Origin of the sequence: Hymenobacter psychrotolerans DSM 18569 (assembly GCF_900142395.1) — a bacterium.
Taxonomy (GTDB): domain Bacteria; phylum Bacteroidota; class Bacteroidia; order Cytophagales; family Hymenobacteraceae; genus Hymenobacter; species Hymenobacter psychrotolerans.
In genome coordinates this window covers 26,061-44,407 of the sequence record NZ_FRAS01000016.1, presented here as the reverse complement: position 1 = coordinate 44,407, position 18,347 = coordinate 26,061, and the positions used below count along the sequence as shown (strand labels likewise).

Annotated in this window: 16 protein-coding genes; 2 read left to right on the top strand and 14 right to left on the bottom strand. The window is 54.9% G+C overall.

Annotated elements, in window-relative coordinates; genetic code table 11:
• Nucleotides 1-48: 48 nt before the first annotated feature.
• From hpt to BUE15_RS14490, 3 genes are all read right to left on the bottom strand, one after another.
• Entirely contained in the window at nt 49-588 is a 540-nt protein-coding gene (gene hpt, locus BUE15_RS14500) for a hypoxanthine phosphoribosyltransferase (RefSeq protein WP_073286538.1), read from the bottom strand.
• Between the two features lie 147 nt (nt 589-735).
• Nucleotides 736-2,967: a sodium-translocating pyrophosphatase gene (locus tag BUE15_RS14495; RefSeq protein WP_073286535.1), complete on the bottom strand. Its 2,232-nt coding sequence runs from the start codon at nt 2,965-2,967 to the stop codon at nt 736-738.
• A 224-nt stretch (nt 2,968-3,191) separates the two neighbouring features.
• Complete coding sequence (locus BUE15_RS14490; protein WP_073286532.1) at nt 3,192-4,106, bottom strand: M20/M25/M40 family metallo-hydrolase; 915 nt, start codon at nt 4,104-4,106, stop codon at nt 3,192-3,194.
• Between the two features lie 109 nt (nt 4,107-4,215).
• Between BUE15_RS14490 and BUE15_RS14485 the strand changes: the two genes are divergently transcribed.
• Both BUE15_RS14485 and BUE15_RS14480 read left to right on the top strand, forming a co-directional pair.
• Complete coding sequence (locus BUE15_RS14485) at nt 4,216-5,457, top strand: tetratricopeptide repeat protein (RefSeq protein ID WP_073286530.1); 1,242 nt, start codon at nt 4,216-4,218, stop codon at nt 5,455-5,457.
• 10 nt (nt 5,458-5,467) lie between these two features.
• Complete coding sequence (locus BUE15_RS14480) at nt 5,468-6,802, top strand: hypothetical protein (RefSeq protein ID WP_073286527.1); 1,335 nt, start codon at nt 5,468-5,470, stop codon at nt 6,800-6,802.
• A 14-nt stretch (nt 6,803-6,816) separates the two neighbouring features.
• Here the strand turns inward: BUE15_RS14480 and BUE15_RS14475 are convergent, their stop codons facing one another.
• From BUE15_RS14475 to BUE15_RS14425, 11 genes are all read right to left on the bottom strand, one after another.
• Entirely contained in the window at nt 6,817-7,884 is a 1,068-nt protein-coding gene (locus BUE15_RS14475) for a glycosyltransferase family 4 protein (RefSeq protein WP_073286524.1), read from the bottom strand.
• A 41-nt stretch (nt 7,885-7,925) separates the two neighbouring features.
• The gene (gene rffA / locus BUE15_RS14470) at nt 7,926-9,053 is read right to left on the bottom strand and encodes a dTDP-4-amino-4,6-dideoxygalactose transaminase (protein WP_073286521.1); all 1,128 of its coding nucleotides are present in this window, start codon (nt 9,051-9,053) and stop codon (nt 7,926-7,928) included.
• A gap of 93 nt (nt 9,054-9,146) precedes the next feature.
• Entirely contained in the window at nt 9,147-9,788 is a 642-nt protein-coding gene (locus BUE15_RS14465) for a NeuD/PglB/VioB family sugar acetyltransferase (RefSeq protein ID WP_073286518.1), read from the bottom strand.
• Between the two features lie 7 nt (nt 9,789-9,795).
• Entirely contained in the window at nt 9,796-10,725 is a 930-nt protein-coding gene (locus tag BUE15_RS14460; protein ID WP_073286516.1) for a glycosyltransferase family 2 protein, read from the bottom strand.
• Nucleotides 10,722-11,429: a WbqC family protein gene (locus BUE15_RS14455; protein ID WP_073286513.1), complete on the bottom strand. Its 708-nt coding sequence runs from the start codon at nt 11,427-11,429 to the stop codon at nt 10,722-10,724. Before BUE15_RS14455 ends, BUE15_RS14460 begins: the two co-directional genes overlap by 4 nt.
• Before the next feature lie 27 nt (nt 11,430-11,456).
• The gene (locus BUE15_RS14450; protein WP_073286510.1) at nt 11,457-12,656 is read right to left on the bottom strand and encodes a glycosyltransferase; all 1,200 of its coding nucleotides are present in this window, start codon (nt 12,654-12,656) and stop codon (nt 11,457-11,459) included.
• 40 nt (nt 12,657-12,696) lie between these two features.
• Nucleotides 12,697-13,599, bottom strand: a complete 903-nt coding sequence (locus BUE15_RS14445; protein WP_073286507.1) for a glycosyltransferase family 2 protein — start codon at nt 13,597-13,599, stop codon at nt 12,697-12,699.
• Nucleotides 13,600-13,619: 20 nt separating this feature from the next.
• Nucleotides 13,620-15,035, bottom strand: coding sequence for a lipopolysaccharide biosynthesis protein (locus BUE15_RS14440; RefSeq protein ID WP_073286504.1), 1,416 nt, complete (start codon nt 15,033-15,035; stop codon nt 13,620-13,622).
• Between the two features lie 174 nt (nt 15,036-15,209).
• Entirely contained in the window at nt 15,210-16,322 is a 1,113-nt protein-coding gene (gene gmd, locus BUE15_RS14435; protein ID WP_073286501.1) for a GDP-mannose 4,6-dehydratase, read from the bottom strand.
• Between the two features lie 37 nt (nt 16,323-16,359).
• Nucleotides 16,360-17,310: a GDP-L-fucose synthase family protein gene (locus BUE15_RS14430; protein WP_073286498.1), complete on the bottom strand. Its 951-nt coding sequence runs from the start codon at nt 17,308-17,310 to the stop codon at nt 16,360-16,362.
• Nucleotides 17,311-17,345: 35 nt separating this feature from the next.
• Nucleotides 17,346-18,344, bottom strand: a complete 999-nt coding sequence (locus BUE15_RS14425) for a glycosyltransferase family 2 protein (RefSeq protein WP_073286496.1) — start codon at nt 18,342-18,344, stop codon at nt 17,346-17,348.
• Nucleotides 18,345-18,347: the final 3 nt, after the last annotated feature.

Sequence of the window (18,347 nt, the reverse complement as noted above, 5' to 3'; positions counted from 1 at the left end):
TCTACGGGTGCGGGCGGGTTTTAGCTGCCGCCGCCGGAAGCACAATTCCTATACTGCTTTGTAAACGTCGGGGTAGTTGCGGCCTAAGCCATCAAAATCAAGCCCATACCCAACGATAAAATCATTGGGAATACTGAGCCCGATGTAGCGAATAGGCAGCTCGTGCTGCAGGCACTCGGGCTTGAGAAACAGCGTGGCTACTTCCAGCGAGGCGGGCTGACTGGCTCCCAGCGTGTCGAGGAGCATGCGCATGGTGTGGCCGGTATCCACAATGTCTTCCACGATGATGACGTGGCGGCCTTGCAGCTCTTCGGTGAGGCCGAGGACCTCCTGAACGGTGCCGGTGCTGCTGGTGCCCTGGTAGGAAGCCACCCGGATAAAGGTGATTTCGCAGGGAATTTGCAGCGCCTTCATCAGGTCGGCGGCGAACATGAACGAGCCGTTCAGGACGGCCACCAGAAGGGGCTGTTTGCCAGCATACTCCTGGTTGAGGCGGTCAGCCACCTGCTGGATGCTGGCCGACAGCTCTTGCGCCGACAGATACGGCTCGAACTGCTTGCCGTGCAGGGAAATATAGTCCGGGTTCATCCGAATTGGGTTGGGCCGTGGGTGAGCGGGCGGGCAAAGGTAACAGAAAAAGCCGCCCCCCCGGTGCAGGAAGGCGGCTTGCCTGGTTTTGCCTGCTCGCCCGCGGCGCTATTCGGCCGCTGACTACAAGCCATTTGGGTGCAGCAGCTAGCGGTTGCGCAGCAGCATGAACACGGCCTCGGCGGCGTGGTCGGTTACATCAGCAAAGCGCACTTTTGGGCGGGCATCCAGCTCTACACGGGGGTGCAAGTCTACTGGAGCTACGCCGCGCTCCGGGGCCGCAATGTGGGGCGCAATTACCAGCGACACGATGCTCATCAGCTTGATGAGAATGTTCATGCTCGGGCCGGATGTGTCCTTGAACGGGTCCCCCACGGTGTCGCCGGTGACGGAGGCTTTGTGGGCGTCGGAGCCTTTGTACTCCATTTTGCCGTCAATCATCACGCCTTTCTCGAACGACTTTTTGGCGTTGTCCCAGGCGCCACCGGCGTTGCTCTGGAACATGGCCATCAGCACGCCGCTCACGGTCACGCCGGCCAGCGTGCCACCTAGCACTTCGGGCCCGAAGGCGAAGCCGACAATAACGGGCACAATGAGGGCAATGGCGCCCGGCAGCATCATTTCGCGGATGGCGGCCTGGGTGGAAATGGCCACGCATTTCTCATACTCGGGGCGGCCGGTGCCTTCCATAATGCCGGGTATCTCGCGGAACTGCCGACGCACTTCCTGCACCATAGCCATAGCCGCCCGCCCTACTGCCGAAATAGCCAGGGCCGAGAAGATGAACGGAATCATAGCGCCCACGAACAGCCCGGCCAGCACGCGGGCATTGCTAATGTCGATGCTGTTGATGTTGGCGGTGCCCATGAAGGCGGCAAACAGCGCCAGCGAGGTAAGTGCGGCCGAAGCAATGGCGAAACCCTTGCCGGTAGCGGCCGTGGTGTTGCCTACAGCGTCCAGAATGTCGGTCCGTTCGCGCACTTCCTTGGGCAGCTCGCTCATTTCGGCAATACCGCCGGCGTTGTCGGCAATGGGGCCAAACGCATCAATGGCGAGCTGCATGGCGGTGGTGGCCATCATGCCGGCCGCCGCAATAGCCACCCCGTAGAGGCCGGCGCACTCAAAGCTCAGCACAATGCCGGCCGCCAGCACCAGAATCGGGAGCACCGTGGACTCCATGCCTACGGCCAGCCCACCGATAACGGTAGTAGCGTGGCCGGTGGAACTCTGGCGCACGATGCTCAGCACCGGGCGCTTACCCATAGCCGTGTAGTACTCCGTGATGATGCTCATCAGCGTGCCCACAATCAGCCCGACCACTACGGCCTGAAACACATCCATCGAATCGAAGGTGATGCCGCGAATAACCAGCGGCTCGGCCGGCAACATCCAGCGGATGATGAAGTAGGAGGCAATGCCGGACACAATGACTGACACGTAGTTACCCAGATTCAGAGCACTTTGCACGTTACCGCCTTCCTTCACCCGCACGCACAGAATTCCGATAAGGGAGGCAATGATGCCCATACCGGCAATAACCATGGGCAGTAGAATGGGCGAAAGTCCCTGAAAATCGTCGCCGCGGGCCACCACTTCGCGGCCCAGCACCATTGTAGCCAGAATAGTAGCCACGTAGGAGCCGAACAAGTCGGCGCCCATACCGGCTACGTCGCCTACGTTGTCGCCCACGTTGTCGGCGATGGTAGCGGGGTTGCGGGGGTCGTCTTCCGGGATGCCGGCTTCTACTTTGCCTACGAGGTCAGCGCCAACGTCGGCTGCTTTGGTGTAGATGCCGCCTCCTACTCGGGCAAACAGCGCAATGCTTTCAGCGCCCAGCGAGAAGCCGGTCAGCACTTCGAGGGCAGTTTCCATTTCGATGCCGTTAGCCCCCCCGCCTCTGCTCACCACAAACATCTGGTAAAAGGCAATGAACAACGAGCCCAGGCCCAGCACGGCCAGGCCCGCTACGCCCATGCCCATCACCGAGCCACCCGAAAACGATACGCTCAGGGCCTGGCTCAGGCTGGTGCGGGCAGCCTGGGCCGTGCGCACGTTGGCTTTGGTGGCAATCTTCATCCCGATATAGCCCGCCAACGCCGAGAAAATGGCGCCGATCATGAAGGCAATGACGATGACCGGGCTGGATTTTTCGCCGGTACTGCCCAGGTAGAACAGGAAGGCCGAGGCAATCAGGCCGAAGATGGCCAGCACTTTGTATTCAGCTCTCAGAAAGGCAATAGCGCCGTCGGCAATGTAGCTGGCAATGGTGCGCATTCGGTCGTCGCCGGGGTCCTGGCGGCTCACCCAGCCCGAACGGACCCAAGTGTAGACCAACGCCAGCACGCCCAGCGCGGGCACTGCGTAAAGAACATTCATCATAGAACGGTGGAAAAAGATGGGAGTTAGGTTGGGAATAAGGCATTTGGGCGGGTAAAATAGAATTTATTGCCTAATCCTCAACCTGCTACTGTCAATTCCCGGCACGTTTCTTTGCACTGGCAGCCAGCTACATCCTGTTTTCCCTATTTGACCATGCAAAAGAGCCGCCCCAGCATTCCGGAAGCGGCTCTTGGCAGTATGTTTCGGCTTTGCAGTCCGGCTCGTTATAGTTGCCGCATCAGCTCCTGATACAAGGCCAGCATGCTTTCGATGTCGCGCTTATCTACTATTTCGTCGGGTGAGTGCACGTTATCTTCCGGAGCGCCTACAAAGCACCAGTCCCAGGGCTGGGCGCCGTGCTGCAGCTCTTTGGCGTCGGAGCCGCCGCTGCCCTCTACTTCCAATTGATGCGGAATACCGGCAGCCTCAGCAATGCGCCGGATTCGCTCCACGTAGCTGCGCCGCGGAATTAGGGAGTCGCGCAGGGAAATGGCCACGCCTTGGCCTGCGTGCACGCCTTCCGTCACCCAGGTAATATCCGAAATCAGGGCCTGCCGTACGCCGTACGTTTCATAGATGTATTTGGCCAGATACGCCACGGCCCCACCGCCGTGCTCTTCCCAGCAGCTGAAGACCACTATGCCGTTTTCCAGCGTTTCGCAGAGGCGCAGCGCGTTCCAGACGCCCAAGCGGTTGTCGAGGTAGCAACTTTGCACCGTAGTTTCCGTTTCGCGGAAGTCGCACTGAAAGGTGAGTTCGGTGCCCCGGTCAATGTCGCGGGTGAACTCATATGTGGGTTGCCCGGTTTCCTCGTCAATGACAAGCGTGCACTCAATGGCTCCCTGCGAATCATGGCCCACTAGCCGGGTGCCGGTTTCCAGTACGGGCCCGCCAATCCGGACCAGTTGCCGGCCATAGCGCACCGTGAAACCGATGCTATCCAAGTGGGCAAATACAGCTGTGCGCGGGGCGCCAAAAATCAGAATAATGCAATCCTGCCATTCTTCACCTGCCAGAACAGCTGGCATTGTACGCCAAGTGGGACTTTCAGTACGGATGTGCTTTAGCAGAAACTGAGTAAGTGTGGCTTCGTTTCCAGCAGGGGCCGGTATACGGCAAAGGGTGTGTAAAAGCTCCATGAATCACCTATTATTTGTCCAAAACTAGGATAAAAGTCATACTTTAGCCTTTCCGTTGGGCGGTGCGTAGGAAAGTAGAATCCGGCCGCACCCGCAAGCAAACGTATCTATGATCCTCCGACTCCGATTTATCCTGTTGCTGACCCTGTTGCCTTTCCTGGCACAAGCCCAGCGGCCTGATACTGCTCGTACCCCTATCCGCACTATCGAAACCGAGAATGTGGACGTGCTGCCCAACGCAGTAGACACCAAAGGCTGGCTGCTGCTTGACAAGGATATTCAGACGGAACTGGAGGGCGCGGTGCAGAACCTCTACAACTGCCGCTATGAGAAAGCCGAGAAGCAGTTCCGGTCGTTGCGCCGCCGCTACCCCAACCACCCCATGCCCTACTTCCTGCTGGGTTTGAGCCAGTGGTGGAAAATCGTCCCGACAAACATCAAGACCAAGCAGTACGACAAGCTTTTCTTCGCCTACATGGATTCGTCCATCACGAAGGCCGAGGCCCTGTACAGCGCGGATAGCAAAAACTACGAAGCCTGCTTTTTTTTGGCCGCGGCCTATGGATTTGATGGCCGCCTAAATGCCGAACGCAGCAACTGGCCTAAAGCTACGGTAAGCGCCAAGCGCGCCCTCAAATACTTGGAAATCAGCAAGGAAGCCAACGGATTAAGCCCGGAATTCCTGTTTGGCCAGGCTCTGTTTAATTATTACGCCGTCTGGATTCCGGACAATTATCCGCTGCTGAAACCGGTGCTGCTGCTTTTCCCGAAGGGCAACAAGCAATTAGGCCTGCAGCAGCTGCGCAACGTAGCGGACAACGGCTTTTACGTGGGCCCGGAAGCCAAAGTGTTTCTGATGCGCATTCTCAACAACGAGGAAAACAACCCGGAGGCTGCCATGCCAATTGCGCGGAGCCTGGCCAAATCGTACCCCGATAATGGCTACTTCCAGCGTTTCTACGCGCTGTTGTGCTTCAATATGGGCGAGTTCCGGGAGAGTGAGCGGGTGAGCCAGGAAATTCTGACTAAGCTCAACCAGGGTATGCCCGGCTACGAAGGTATCAGCGGGCGCTACGCCACCTATTTCCTGGGCTGGCTGATGCAGAACCGCTATAAGGACCTGACCAAGGCCAAGGATTATTATCAGCGCTGCATCGTTTTTGCCGAAAGTACTAACGAAACCAAGGGCGGCTTCTACCTGCACGCCAACTACAACCTGGCCCGCATTGCCGAGAAGGAAAAGGACTTAGGAACTGCCCGCCGCTACTACACTGTTGTGCGCGATATAGCCGACAGCAAATCCGACCAGGCACGGGAGGCGAAGGCATTTCTGAAGAAGAACAAGAAGTAAGAAACCGCCTATGGAACTGAAGGATCTATTCCTGACTCCTTTCTATCTAGGGCTGTTTTATGCGCTGGCTTTTGCTGTGCGCCCACGGGTTACCAACATTTATACACGCCAGTACTTTATTCCTGCTCTTAGCCTCAAGTTTGCTGGGGCAATTGCCCTAGGATTAATCTACCAGTTTTATTACGGTGGCGGCGACACTTTTAATTATTTTCATCATACCAGCATTATACAGGAGGCTTTTGGAGAATCATTTTCCACAGGCTTAAAACTCCTTACCGCAACTGATAAATTCGACCCGGAAATTATTCGCTACTCTGGCCGTATGTTCTGGTTTGGCGACAACACGGAGTTTTTTGTTGTTCGTATTGGCGCTATTATCGGCCTCCTGTGCTTTAATACGTACTCTGTTGTAGCCCTATTTTTTGCCCTGATAAGCTTTACTGGGATGTGGGTCATGTACATGACTTTCGCACGCATTTATCCGGCTGCTTACAAGCAATTGGCTATTGCCGTATTTTTCCTTCCATCAGTGTTTTTCTGGGGTTCGGGCTTTCTGAAGGACTCGCTGTGTATCGGGGCGTTGGGCTGGGTGTTCTATGGCTTTTATAATGCCCTGATTGAAAAGCGAAACATTCTCTTTTCGGCTATAATGGGCCTGCTGGGTGCCTATCTACTTGTTGAGGTCAAGGTGTATATTCTGATGTCCTTTTTGGCGCCTGCCATTTTTTGGGTGTTCAATGAAAACAACAGGCGAATTAAAAACGCAACTGTCAGAATGCTGGCCAAGCCCTTCTTCATCGTTCTTGGAGCTCTGATAGGGCTACTCGGAGCTACTCAGCTGACGGAAGGCGATGAACGTTTCGACGTCGACCAAATTGGTGAAAGAACCCGCATCACCCAGCAAGCCCTTTATAGCCGCACAAAAGACGAGGGCTCGGGCTACAACATCGGCAATATTGACGGGAGCCTAAGTAGCATTGTGAGTGTGGCACCACAGGCTGTATTTGTCTCTATTTTCCGGCCATTCCTCTGGGAAGTGCGCAACCCTGTAATGCTCCTTTCAGCACTCGAGGCATTCTGGTTTACTGTGTTCACCCTGCGTATATTTTTCCGCACGGGTTTTTTGCGCACAATAGGCCTGATTGCATCTCGCCCAATAATATCGTTCTGCTTTATCTTTACTATTATTCTTGCTATTGGCGTAGGAACCAACAGTGGCAATTTTGGCACATTGGTGCGCTATAAAATTCCGCTAATGCCATTTTACCTGGCAGCGCTCTACATTCTGCAGGCAGAAGCTGCCAGGCAGGCAAAACCAGCCCGCCGCATAACGGCGGCGGCGTAGCTACAGAGTAGCAATCAGGAAAACAGTTTCAGGAAATTCTGCTTATTAGCCAGCACTGAATACCGGTCTACGATGGTGGCACGAGCGGCCTCTCCAAGTCTGATCCGTAGATGTGGGTCGCGCAGAAGCAGTTCCAGCGCCGAGCGCCATTCTGCCGCTGTAGCGCAGACATAGCCATTCTGCCCCTGCTGTACCACTTCCGTGTTCATACCGACTGGGGAAACCAGCGGAGGAATACCAAGGGCCATGTACTGCAGCGCTTTAAAGGCACATTTTCCTTTCGCCCATGGGTCATCTTCCAGCGGCATCAGGCCAATGTGCAAGCCCGCAAGGTCTTGTATCTCCGTTTCTTTGCGCCAGGGCTGGAACTTAAGGGAGTTCAAGGTAAAGCCCGGAGGCTGATTGGAGATTACCCGAAACTCGAAGTCGTATTCAGTTTCCAGCTCAGCTAGCACCGGTACAATCTGCTCTAGGTATTTCAGCGTAGAGTGTGTGCCTGTCCAGCCGATGACAAGGCGCCCGGGCGCACGCTGGTCCCGCACTTGGTTATGCAGATTCACAGTATCAATCGTTGTCGGATTAACGACGGCATTGGAATTAAACCGCCCCGCATAGTCGCGCAGATACCCATTTCCGCAGCTAACCTTATAAGCCCAGCGGCAGATACTATCAACCTTATGGTGCCACTTCACTCCTGCTACTATGCTGTTGGCAGCAGACGTATTGGCTATCCAGATAGCATCATCGAAGTCGTAGATAATCTTTTTGCTCAGCACTTTGGCGATAATCCATTCGAATACCGGTGGCCCGATGGGCGACGCTTCGCGGTGGATGAAAACGTAGTCGTAGGCCGGAACAGTAAAGAGCAGAAAAAACCGCCGCACAAACCCAGCGAGTATGCCCAGCGCCTTCGCCAGCATGTGCCCCGGCTTGTACAGAATTGCCCAGGTATCGTCGGAAAGGAAAGGTGCCAGCTTGTACGACCAGCCCTTTTCCGTCAGGAAATGTAGGTACTGCTCGAAGCGGAAGCGTTGGGAGGGTGCCTTGCCGGAAGGGTAAGGCACTAGAAACAGAATGCGCATAGAAGTAGATAAGGCGGAGCAGTGGCCGGCCAGAGGCGCGGCTACTGCTGGTAGAAAGCCAGCACCTCACGCGTAATGCGCTGCTGCTCGGCTTCGTCCAGTTCCACGTACAAAGGTAGCCGAACCAAACAATCCGCGTACCGGTCGGCACGGGGAAGCGGGCGGCCGTCGTGGCGGGAAGCGTAGTAGGGGCTGCGGTGCAGGGGCTGGTAGTGAAAGATGGCTGCTATACCCTGCGCTCTGAGGTGCGTGATGAGGGCCGTACGTTCAGCCAGTGAGCGGCATACGAGGTAATACAGATGCCCATTGTTGGTAGCGTAAGCCGGCACGGTGGGCAGTTCGACTCCCAACGCTGCCAGCGGCTGCAGCCCCTCATGATAGCGCTGCCAGATAGCACACCGCTGCGCCTGAATGAAGTCCAGCGCCTCCAGCTGCGCCCACAAAAACGCCGCATTGATATCTGCCGGCAGAAAAGAAGAACCAACATCCACCCAGCTGTACTTGTCAACTTCGCCCCGGAAGAAAGCTGCCCGGTTAGTACCTTTTTCACGCAGGATTTCCGCCCGGCGCACTAACTCAGGATCATTGATGGCGAGCAGACCGCCCTCCCCGCCTGCCGTGACGTTTTTGGTTTCATGGAAGGAAAATGCGCCCAGCGCACCCAGCGTACCCAGCGGCCGGCCCTGGTAGCTGCTACTGATGGCCTGCGCGGCATCTTCAACCACTGCCAGCTTATGCTGCCCGGCTACCCCCAGCACAGTGGCCATGTCGCAGGCAGTGCCGGCGTAGTGCACCGGCACGATGGCCCGCGTGCGGGGCGTCACTAATGCAGCCAGGGCGGCGGTATCCAGCGCCGGGGAAGTGGGGCCGCAATCCACAAATACCAGCTTCGCGCCGCGCAACACGAAGGCATTAGCCGTGGAGGAAAACGTGAAGCTGGGCAGCAATACTTCGTCGCCGGGCTGAATATCGAGCAGCAGCGCCGCCAGCTCCAGTGCATCGGTGCAGGAAGTGGTGAGGAGCGCCCGGGCAGAACCAAGATGCTGCTCAAACCACGCCTCGCAGCGCCGCGTGTAGGTCCCGTCGCCGGAAATCTTGCCGGAGCGCACCGCATCTTCAATGTAGCGGGTTTCGGTTCCGACGAAGTAAGGCTTGTTGAACGGGAGCATGGCGGAGTAAGGCGCGAGCCACAAAGCTAGCAGAATGCCTCCTGCTTTGCGTGCCAGCCCGAAGCACCCGAACCCGACTTGTAGTATCTGCCGCTACCGCAGGCGCCGGGCCGGCACTCCCACGTAGGTACCCGGTTCCGGCAGATCTTGTATCACCACGGTGCCGCCCCCGGTGCGTACGTCAGCCCCCAGTTCCAGCGAATCGATAACCGTAGTGCCAATACCGAGGAAGCACCGGGAGCCTACCTGTACGCGCCCCGCCAACCGCACTCCAGGCCCCAGCAGCGTGTGCGCTCCTATGTGGGTATCGTGGGCAACGACACACCCCGTATACAGCAGCACGTTGGCCGCCAGCTGCACATTCAAATCGAGGACGCAGCCCGGTGAGATGAACGTACCGGGCCCCAGCTGCACGCTGGCATCAATATAGGCACTGGGATGCACAAATTGCCCGAAAGGCACTCCGGCAGCCGCCAGCTGCTCGAACAGCTGCTGACGCTGCTCTAAGTGCTGATAGCCGACACCGAGGAGCAGCTCGTCAAATGCCCCGGCAGCATGCAAGTCGGGTGCCGCCGCAATGGGCCCTAGCACTGCGCCAGCAGCCGTAGCGCCACGTGGCAGCGTGTCATCAAAAAAGCCCGCAACCCTTCTCCCCTGCTGCCGCAGATGCTGTGCCATTTGCTGGCCCAGGGCACCGCCCCCGATGATGGCAATCCGGGAATCAGGCTGTGGCATACGGCAGTTAGTCCAGAATTTCGACCTCCACGAAGTTGGGGCGCCGGGTGGTTTTTAGGTTGATTCGGTGAATATACTCGCCCAAGATGCCCATGCCCAGCAGCAGCAACCCCACGCCAAACCCGATGGCAATAATCAGGGAGGCGAAGCCGGGCAGCAGGTCATTATATACCAGCTTACGCACCAGAATATAGCCTGAATACAGTGTAGTAAGCAAAAACACCACCACCGACGCGTAGGAAAGCAGCCGGACCGGCGCATCCGAAAACGTGATGAAGATGTTGAGCGAGTGGCGTAGCAGCTTGCGGGGAGTATAAGCACTCTGCCCCGTGGCCCGCGGCCCATGCGACACGGGCACGCTGGCTACCTGCGCCGTTATCCAAGTCAGGTATCCATCCAGGAAGGTGTAGGAATTGCGCATTTCCAAGCAATGCCGCGCCACACTGGCCTTCAGCAACCGGAAAGGGGAATAGTCGGGGTGCAGGTCGGGAATGCCGTAGCGCAGCAGCTGCCGCATGAGCCGCGAGGCCAGGTTGCGCGCGCCGGAATGCTGCCGCGCTTCGTAGCAGCCGTACACCACATCAAAATCCGCTTCCTGCTGCCGCCGGATGAGCAGCGCAATATCGGCCGGGTCGTGCTGCAGGTCTTCGTCGAGGGTAATAATGAACCGGCCACGCGCCTGCCGGAAACCGCACAGCAGCGCATTGTGTTGGCCAAAGTTACGGGCCAGCCGCACCGCCCGCACCACTTCGGGGCCCAGTTGCTGCCGCAGTTCCTGAATCACGCGCCAGGAATCGTCGGGGCCGTGGTCGTGCACAAACACCAGCTCAAATGAGTACCCTGCGGCCTCGAAGAACTGCCGTAACCGCTGCGCCAACACTGCCAGCGTCGCCTGCCCCTGGTACACGGGCACTACCACCGAATAGTCAGGTGTCATAGGGCGGTCTGGCGTGAGAAGGAAAGCATGTAGCGGGATGCCTCTGGTCCTTCGTTCAGCAGCAGGTCCAGCACGCTTACGTGGTGCGCAAACGGGCCATGCAGCTGCCGGTATTCGGGGTATCCTTCGTAGCTCATCCAGGTCAGGCCGATGCCCGCCTGGGCAAACCGGTCGGCCTCAAGATACACCTTCGCCGCCGGACCAGATACATACTCCGTGCCCCCAACGGCCTGTACCAGCTGCACGAGCCGGGCAGTCCGGTCACCGTGCACGGCAAAATCGGCCGCCGAATGCAGGCGCGCCCGGATTCCCAGCAATTCGTTCAGCACACGAATAAAGCGTTGGTTTATCTGGCTGAGAAACTCGGGATTCGGGCCGCAATACAACTCCTGTAGTTGGCTTCGGTACAGTTCGAAATACGGAGCGTGGGAATAGTTTTGTGCCAGTGTGCGCCAATGGCGGGTGCTCCAGTCGGGACTGTATACCCGCGTTTCGCTGATTTTCTGGGCCAGCCGCTCCTGCCGTACCGGAATCGTCAGCCATTGTACGCCCTGCGCCGTTTTGATTCGATTCCGGTTGCGCCAGTCGTTTTTGGTGTACTGCACCTCATCATAAAAGATGAAGTCATCGACGCTGTTAAGCAGGTCGAAGTAGCCTTTCCAGGGAATGTAGTTGGACTGCAGGATGGCTACTTTTTTCGACATACGACTGCCTGGTGAAGATATCAGCTGCTAACCGGCTGAGGGCAGTAGCTGCGCGTATGCCTCACGGGCCCGCTCTACACTGCGGTAACGCTCGGCTAAACAACGAATGGAAGCCCGGTAATCGGGTTGCTGCAGTACTTCGGCTATCCGCTGTAAGGCCGCCGGCACCGTATCTGGCCGGGTCAGATCGAATATGGCTCCTCCTCCCTCCTTCTGGATAATATCACTGTCGTCGCCGACACCTGCGGTTAGTAGAATGGGCAGGCCAGCGGCCCAGTACTCGCCTACCTTTATAGGAGAGCAGAAGCGGCGACATTCAGCGGGCTTGATCGTGGCAAAGGCAAAATCAGCAGCTGACAGATAACCAGGCACTTCCGCATGCGGCGCTTTTGTCACAAACACCTGCTTTTCTGTAAACCCTACAGCCGCCAGCTTGGCCTGAACTTCCGCCACCGGATTGGGAGTGAGCACAATCAGCACGAAATCGGGGCCAAATGTGTTGGCAGCAGCCCGAAACAGATCGAATGCCTCGGCATCGTAGTAGATGTCGCCGAACTTGCCTACGTAGATTCCTACCGGAGCCTCGGCCCCTATATTCAGCCGGGCACGGGTTTGGGCACGTAGCTGCTCATCAAAGCCAAAGCTCTGCAGGTCAACCGAGCAGGGAACCGTCACGATATTGGCAGCCGGCACGCCCTCTTCTATAAGTTGCTGCCGGTAGTTTTCAGCTACTGGCATCAGGCCCCGGGCCAGCTCTTTCTGCTTTCTTTCCCAGTACCGTTGAAACAGGTAGCGTGGGTCGAAACGCTTCCACACACCAGATTCCAGCATATAATCGGCATGAGGCTCAAACGACTCGACGTAGAAAGGCAGCTTGTTCTGTTTCCAGACTAAATAGGCTAAGGCACCGGCTGGTGCGCCGCGGGCCACTATAAAGTCGCTCTTGTGCTCACTTGCCAGCGTTACAAGCTGCTTGGGAAAACGCAGGAAATCATCCGTCTTCGTAATCAAGACGTTGCGCCCGGGCTCCGATACCAGAGGCGCGTACACTACTTTACCGGCTTCGAAGGCCGGCTCAAATGCAGGTGCCCCCCCATTACGCTCAATGGTTACCAACAGAATGCTTTCCACATCGGACCGCTGCTGCAAAATCCGGAGGTGCGGAAATACAGTTGATATAGTAAGCGGGTCGTCCAGCCCCCAATAACTCAGAAACAGAATGCGCATACGAGCAAAGAATAGCGGGAGAAAGGACGGAGAATTAGGATCAGGCGCGGAGTTTTTTCAGCCATTCTACGGCTCGCAACCCAATCAGGCAGCGTACCAGCAGCACTGCTGCCTGCTTGGCGGGCAGATGTGGCGCGGCTTGCTGTGCAAACTGCAGCGCTTCGCGTCTGTGATTGTCGGCGTAGGCATGAATGGCACAAAGGTAATACACCCGGCCCGTGAGGATGCGCTGCTGCAGTTCTGTTAGCCTAACGCGGGCCAGCATCCATTCCAGCGCCAACTGCAACTTGCGCACCAGCGCCGTATTGTCGGAACGCATGGAGCGGGTATCGTGGTCGTTCATAGTGAGCGTTACGGCATCCACGATGTAGACCCGGTCCTGCTGCATATTTTCCAGCATAAACATCCAGTCCTCGACGGCAGCGTAACGGCGGTCTTCTTCGAATGGGCGTAACCCTGGGTTTTCGCGCCGCACACAAATGTTGCAGGCCAGCGCATTGCCACGCACAAAAAGGTCGAGGCCGTACCACCCCTCGCTCAGCCCAGCCATATCACTTTCGGCACGCACTCCGTCCCGGTTGAAGTCGTACTTCGTCGCAATAAAGTTGGGCTGTAGCTCCACGATTTTCGCGTGTAGCGTAGCCAGGTGGGTGGGGTGAAACAGGTCGTCGGAGTCCAGAAACAGTACGTATTCGCCGCGGGCGCGCGCCAAGCCATAATTACGGGCGGCGCCACGCTCCCCATTGGCTTTGGGCATGTATTGGACACGCGGGTCCGTAAACCGCTCTACTACTGTGGCCGTCTCATCTTTGCTACCATCATCAACCACGATAATTTCCAGTTCCGTGAAAGTCTGCGCTAAAACGGAACGAAGCGTGTCTGCAATAAAGCCAGCCCGGTTGTAGGTAGGAATGACGATGGAAAAAAAGGGGGTAGTTTCCATAAATGGTTTTGACAGACTGATCAAAAAGCGTTAATGGATAAGTACTCAAATGCTACACGAGATAGTTTTAAGACAAGAATAGTACCTCCCATCAATAACAAGCTTCTTAAGCCAATGCGTACTACCGGTAGTTTCAATAAATGCAGGATATGCATATCTATCATGAATACAGCAACCAAGCTACCAATACCGAATAGAAGCAAACCTGTATTTACGTCCTTCATATATATACCGATACCTAACGCAGCAGCCCTCACCAATAACAGCAGTACGTTAGTAAGGAGCATATATCGTTGTTTACCAAGAACGGTATATATTGACGCTGTCGACTGTGAAGTCAATTTAAATATATAATAATACCCCAAGTAGCCGGTAAATACACCGGCCATTTCCCACCTTGCTCCAAATACAAATTTAAAGATAACGTCCCCATATATTGTGATAATACCAAAAGGCAGAAGGCCGATATATAAGAGCTTATTAAATATCTGCAACGTTATGTCCTTCAAACCACCTGGGTTATCATTATAAGTTTCAGACGCTTTCTGGTAGAAAACAGGAGCTACAGCATTACCAATCAGGTTTACAGGTATTTCCAGAAGCGAGACCGAAAAAGAGTAAAGCCCTACAACTGTAGAACCGAAGCTACTGGTCAGCAAAAAGATAGGCAGTTGGGCTGATAAGGTGTTGATGTAGCCACCTGGCAGCATATACAGAGGAAACTCACGGTATTCGCGAGCTACTGCACGAATGGCTTTCCACGAAAAGCTACGGCGCATCTCCCCTAGTTCACGGTAGATACCGCTACGCAGCAACCCTATAAACAGGGTTGTTTTGCTGAAAATATCGCCAATAACAAGTCCTGCAACTTGGCCGCTGACAAAGAACCCATATCCTAATGTGAACAGCCGCCCCGCGACGCTTGTTAATACATCATTCCCAGCGCGTGTCTTAAATTCCTTGGTACGGGTATACCAACTATTCATTGCCATACTCAGGTTGAACAGCAACAATATTACTGGTATACTATAGAACCAATAGCTAATTGCCGTTACCTGCATTCTGTCCATTATCCATTTTCCAAATACTAAACAGGCAATAGATGATAAAACAAAATACCCGAAAGACAGCACTAATATCAGCTGCAACAGGGCAAGGGCTTTATCTTTCGTTTTGGGCAGCGGAATGGCATTAGGATAAGCCATGGTAGATAGTAGCCCCAGGTTACTTATAATAGAATTAAATACTGCGAATTGTCCGTATGCTGCCGGCGTATAGATGCGTGCCATAACTGGAGTCAATAGAAACCCCAAAGCAGTAACAATAACCGACCCTGAAAGAGAAATAGCAAAATTCTGCGCAAAAGATCCTTTAGCTTTCACCTGCTGCAGATTACTCAGAATAATGCTTCTTAGCTGCTTGAACAAAACAATCATTGATTGATGAGTAACGTTTTCAGTACAACAGAACAACTAATTTACACATGTTATATTATCTGCTATACCAAATTCAAACCATTATTTATATAGAGTCAATCAGTACATAGCTTCGTAAAAAAACCGGCCTGAGCCGGTTTTTACTTTCTCAAATCTGAATATAGGCGGTGTGTTCTACTCGTGATAGTTATACACTTTATGGCCGCCTTTGAGTAGATAAGCATCACGCTTGAACAATGCCACATCCGCTTGCATCATGTCCTTTACCAAAGCAGGCAAATCGTATTTGGGTATCCAGCCAAGCTTTTGCTGGGACTTGGTCGGGTCTCCGATAAGCAACTCCACTTCTGTAGGACGGAAGTATGTCGGATCTACCTCAACTACCACCTGGCCTGCTTCTACCGTGTACTCAGGGTTGCTGCAGCTGACTACGCGGGCTTTTTCCTCAGAGCCTTCGCCCTCAAAAGCCAGTTCTACTCCGACCTCTGCAAAGGCCATTTTCACAAAATCACGGACTGTGGTGGTTACTCCGGTAGCAATAACGAAGTCCTCAGGCTCGTCCTGCTGTAGGATACGCCACATTGCCTCTACGTAGTCCTTGGCATGGCCCCAGTCGCGGCGAGCGTCCAGGTTACCAAGGTATATCTTTTGCTGCAGGCCCATGGCAATACGCGCTGTGCCGCGGGTAATCTTACGCGTTACGAATGTTTCGCCACGTAGAGGGCTTTCGTGGTTGAACAGGATGCCATTGCAGGCAAACATCCCATACGCCTCACGATAGTTTACCGTAATCCAGTAGGCGTACATTTTCGCTACCGCATACGGAGAGCGAGGATAGAATGGTGTGGTTTCGGACTGCGGTACCGCCTGCACCAGCCCGTACAATTCAGAAGTACTGGCTTGGTAAATGCGGGTTTTCTTGGTAAGCCCGAGGAGCCGGACGGCTTCCAGAATGCGTAGCGTACCGATGCCATCCGCGTTAGCAGTGTACTCAGGCGTATCGAACGACACTTTCACGTGCGACATGGCCCCGAGGTTGTAAATCTCATCAGGCTGCACTTCCTGAATGATACGAATCAGATTGGTAGAATCCGACAAATCACCATAATGCAGCTTGAAGCGCACATTCGTTTCGTGTGGATCTTGGTACAGATGGTCGATGCGGTCTGTATTAAAGAGCGAAGACCGGCGCTTAATACCGTGCACCTCATAGCCTTTTTTCAAAAGAAGTTCGGCCAAATACGCTCCATCTTGGCCGGTAATACCGGTAACCAGCGCTACTTTCATCGTCGTCTGCGGAAATTGATTTCTATTATTTATTTTTTCAGGAGTTCACGGCACCGGTCTGATGAGCGGTGGCTTCAAACTCCTCATACACGGCCCGAATACCATCGGGCAGCTCAATGGAAGAGCGCCAGCCGGCCGCAGCCAGTTTGCTAACGTCCATCAGCTTGCGGGGCGTGCCATCCGGGTAGCTGCTATTGAAACGGATGTTTCCCTCGTAGCCCACAATCTCGCGCACCAGCTCAGCCAACTCGCGAATGCTCAGGTCTTCACCGGTACCCACATTCACCAAACCCGGCTCGTTGTATTCGCGCAGCAGATAGTAGCACGCATCCGCCAAGTCGTCTACGTGCAAAAACTCCCGCTTGGGCGTGCCTGTACCCCACACTTCCACTTCCGGCGTGCCATTTCGTTTGGCTTCGTCAAACTTACGAATCAAGGCCGGCAGTACGTGTGAGTTCTTCAGGTCGTAGTTATCATGCGGGCCATAGAGGTTGGTGGGCATGGCTGAGATAAAATTGCATCCATACTGACTGCGATAAGCATCGCACATCTTGATGCCGGCAATTTTAGCAATAGCATATGGCTCGTTTGTTTCTTCGAGCAGGCCCGTCAACAAGGCATCTTCTTTGAGTGGCTGAGGCGCCATTTTCGGATAAATGCATGATGAGCCCAAAAACAGCAGCTTCTGCACATTGTGCAGAAAACTCTGATGAATCACGTTGGTTTGAATCATCAGGTTTTCATATATAAAGTCGGCCCGGTATGTATTGTTGGCCACAATGCCGCCTACTTTAGCGGCAGCCAACACGACATAAGCCGGTTTTGTCTCAGCGAAGAAGTCAGCCACAGCCGCCTGATCACGCAAGTCCAACTCCTGCGAGGTACGGAGAATGAAATTGTCGTGGCCAGCCCGCTTAAGACGGCGAAGTATAGCCGAACCAACCATGCCCCGGTGCCCAGCTATATATATGGGTGCGTGCAAATCCATGTAAACGGAGTGTGAGGGTACAAAAATGGGCTGGCTTACTTGCTTGCCTCCGTATTTCGCCACCAGTTGATGGCCACCTCGGCTTGATCCTCAGCGGTGGTGTGTTCGGCAGTTGGCCGAAGCGAGTTGATAACCGTTTCAGGCAGCACTTTTCGCAGGATAGGGGTAATTGTGTTGCCCAGAATCATGCGGCGGGTACGGTTGCTATAGCTGAGCAGGCCGGGCAGGCGTCGGAAAGCAATGGTGCGCGCCTCTTCCGGGTCACGCTTGCTGGTCCAGTTGATTTCCCAATAGGTGTACAGGTTGCGGCGCTCCTCTTCATTGAGGCGGAATTTCTGACTGTATACCGGGTGTTGCTCGCAGGTTTCCACCATCTTCACCAAGTTGCTGTACCACTTAGGTGAGGTGGCAGTGCGCTGGTCAGGATGCAGTTGATAAACGGCCATGTAGTCAGGAATAGCCTGGCCAGCCGCCAAGTGCGATACCCGGTACCACAAGTCAATGTCGGCGCACATATCCACTTCTTTGCGCATCCCTTCTGTCTGCTCCAGCACCGTACGCTTCACAAAAGTGGCGTGTTGCGGCGGCACATAATCGAACAGAATGGAATGGGGCGTTATAGCACCGGCTGTTGTGTTGCGGTAAATGACGTTGTCCTGCAGGTCGATGCCTATCTCGCCACCCGATACAAACCCGGCCTCAGGAAACTGCTGAAATGCTGCCGCCATCTTTCGGAAAGCGCCGGGCAGGTAGTAGTCGTCGCTGCTCTGGATGGCCAGCACGTCGCCGGTGGCCTTGGCCAAGCCTTTGGTAACAGCGTCTACGAATCCCTTGTCAGGTGCGGACCACCAGATAAGCTGGTCGTCGTATTTTTTAAGGATATCTACCGTTTCGTCTTTGGAGCCGCCATCTGACACAATGACCTGCACTTGCCCCGGGTAGTCCTGGTGCAGAATACTAAGCAACGTCCGCTCGATAAAGCGGCCCTGATTCCAGGACGGAATAATGATGGAAAGAGAAGGAAACTCCTGCATACA

Excerpts from the sequence above, each read along its gene's own strand:
- BUE15_RS14440 (WP_073286504.1), bottom strand. The coding sequence starts at position 15,035 with ATGATTGTTTTGTTCAAGCAGCTAAGAAGCATTATTCTGAGTAATCTG.
- BUE15_RS14465 (WP_073286518.1), bottom strand. The coding sequence starts at position 9,788 with ATGCCACAGCCTGATTCCCGGATTGCCATCATCGGGGGCGGTGCCCTG.
- BUE15_RS14460 (WP_073286516.1), bottom strand. The coding sequence starts at position 10,725 with ATGACACCTGACTATTCGGTGGTAGTGCCCGTGTACCAGGGGCAGGCG.
- BUE15_RS14450 (WP_073286510.1), bottom strand. The coding sequence starts at position 12,656 with ATGCGCATTCTGTTTCTGAGTTATTGGGGGCTGGACGACCCGCTTACT.
- rffA (WP_073286521.1), bottom strand. The coding sequence starts at position 9,053 with ATGCTCCCGTTCAACAAGCCTTACTTCGTCGGAACCGAAACCCGCTAC.
- BUE15_RS14445 (WP_073286507.1), bottom strand. The coding sequence starts at position 13,599 with ATGGAAACTACCCCCTTTTTTTCCATCGTCATTCCTACCTACAACCGG.
- hpt (WP_073286538.1), bottom strand. The coding sequence starts at position 588 with ATGAACCCGGACTATATTTCCCTGCACGGCAAGCAGTTCGAGCCGTAT.
- BUE15_RS14490 (WP_073286532.1), bottom strand. The coding sequence starts at position 4,106 with ATGGAGCTTTTACACACCCTTTGCCGTATACCGGCCCCTGCTGGAAAC.
- gmd (WP_073286501.1), bottom strand. The coding sequence starts at position 16,322 with ATGAAAGTAGCGCTGGTTACCGGTATTACCGGCCAAGATGGAGCGTAT.
- BUE15_RS14430 (WP_073286498.1), bottom strand. The coding sequence starts at position 17,310 with ATGGATTTGCACGCACCCATATATATAGCTGGGCACCGGGGCATGGTT.
- BUE15_RS14475 (WP_073286524.1), bottom strand. The coding sequence starts at position 7,884 with ATGCGCATTCTGTTTCTAGTGCCTTACCCTTCCGGCAAGGCACCCTCC.
- BUE15_RS14455 (WP_073286513.1), bottom strand. The coding sequence starts at position 11,429 with ATGTCGAAAAAAGTAGCCATCCTGCAGTCCAACTACATTCCCTGGAAA.
- BUE15_RS14485 (WP_073286530.1), top strand. The coding sequence starts at position 4,216 with ATGATCCTCCGACTCCGATTTATCCTGTTGCTGACCCTGTTGCCTTTC.
- BUE15_RS14425 (WP_073286496.1), bottom strand. The coding sequence starts at position 18,344 with ATGCAGGAGTTTCCTTCTCTTTCCATCATTATTCCGTCCTGGAATCAG.
- BUE15_RS14495 (WP_073286535.1), bottom strand. The coding sequence starts at position 2,967 with ATGATGAATGTTCTTTACGCAGTGCCCGCGCTGGGCGTGCTGGCGTTG.
- BUE15_RS14480 (WP_073286527.1), top strand. The coding sequence starts at position 5,468 with ATGGAACTGAAGGATCTATTCCTGACTCCTTTCTATCTAGGGCTGTTT.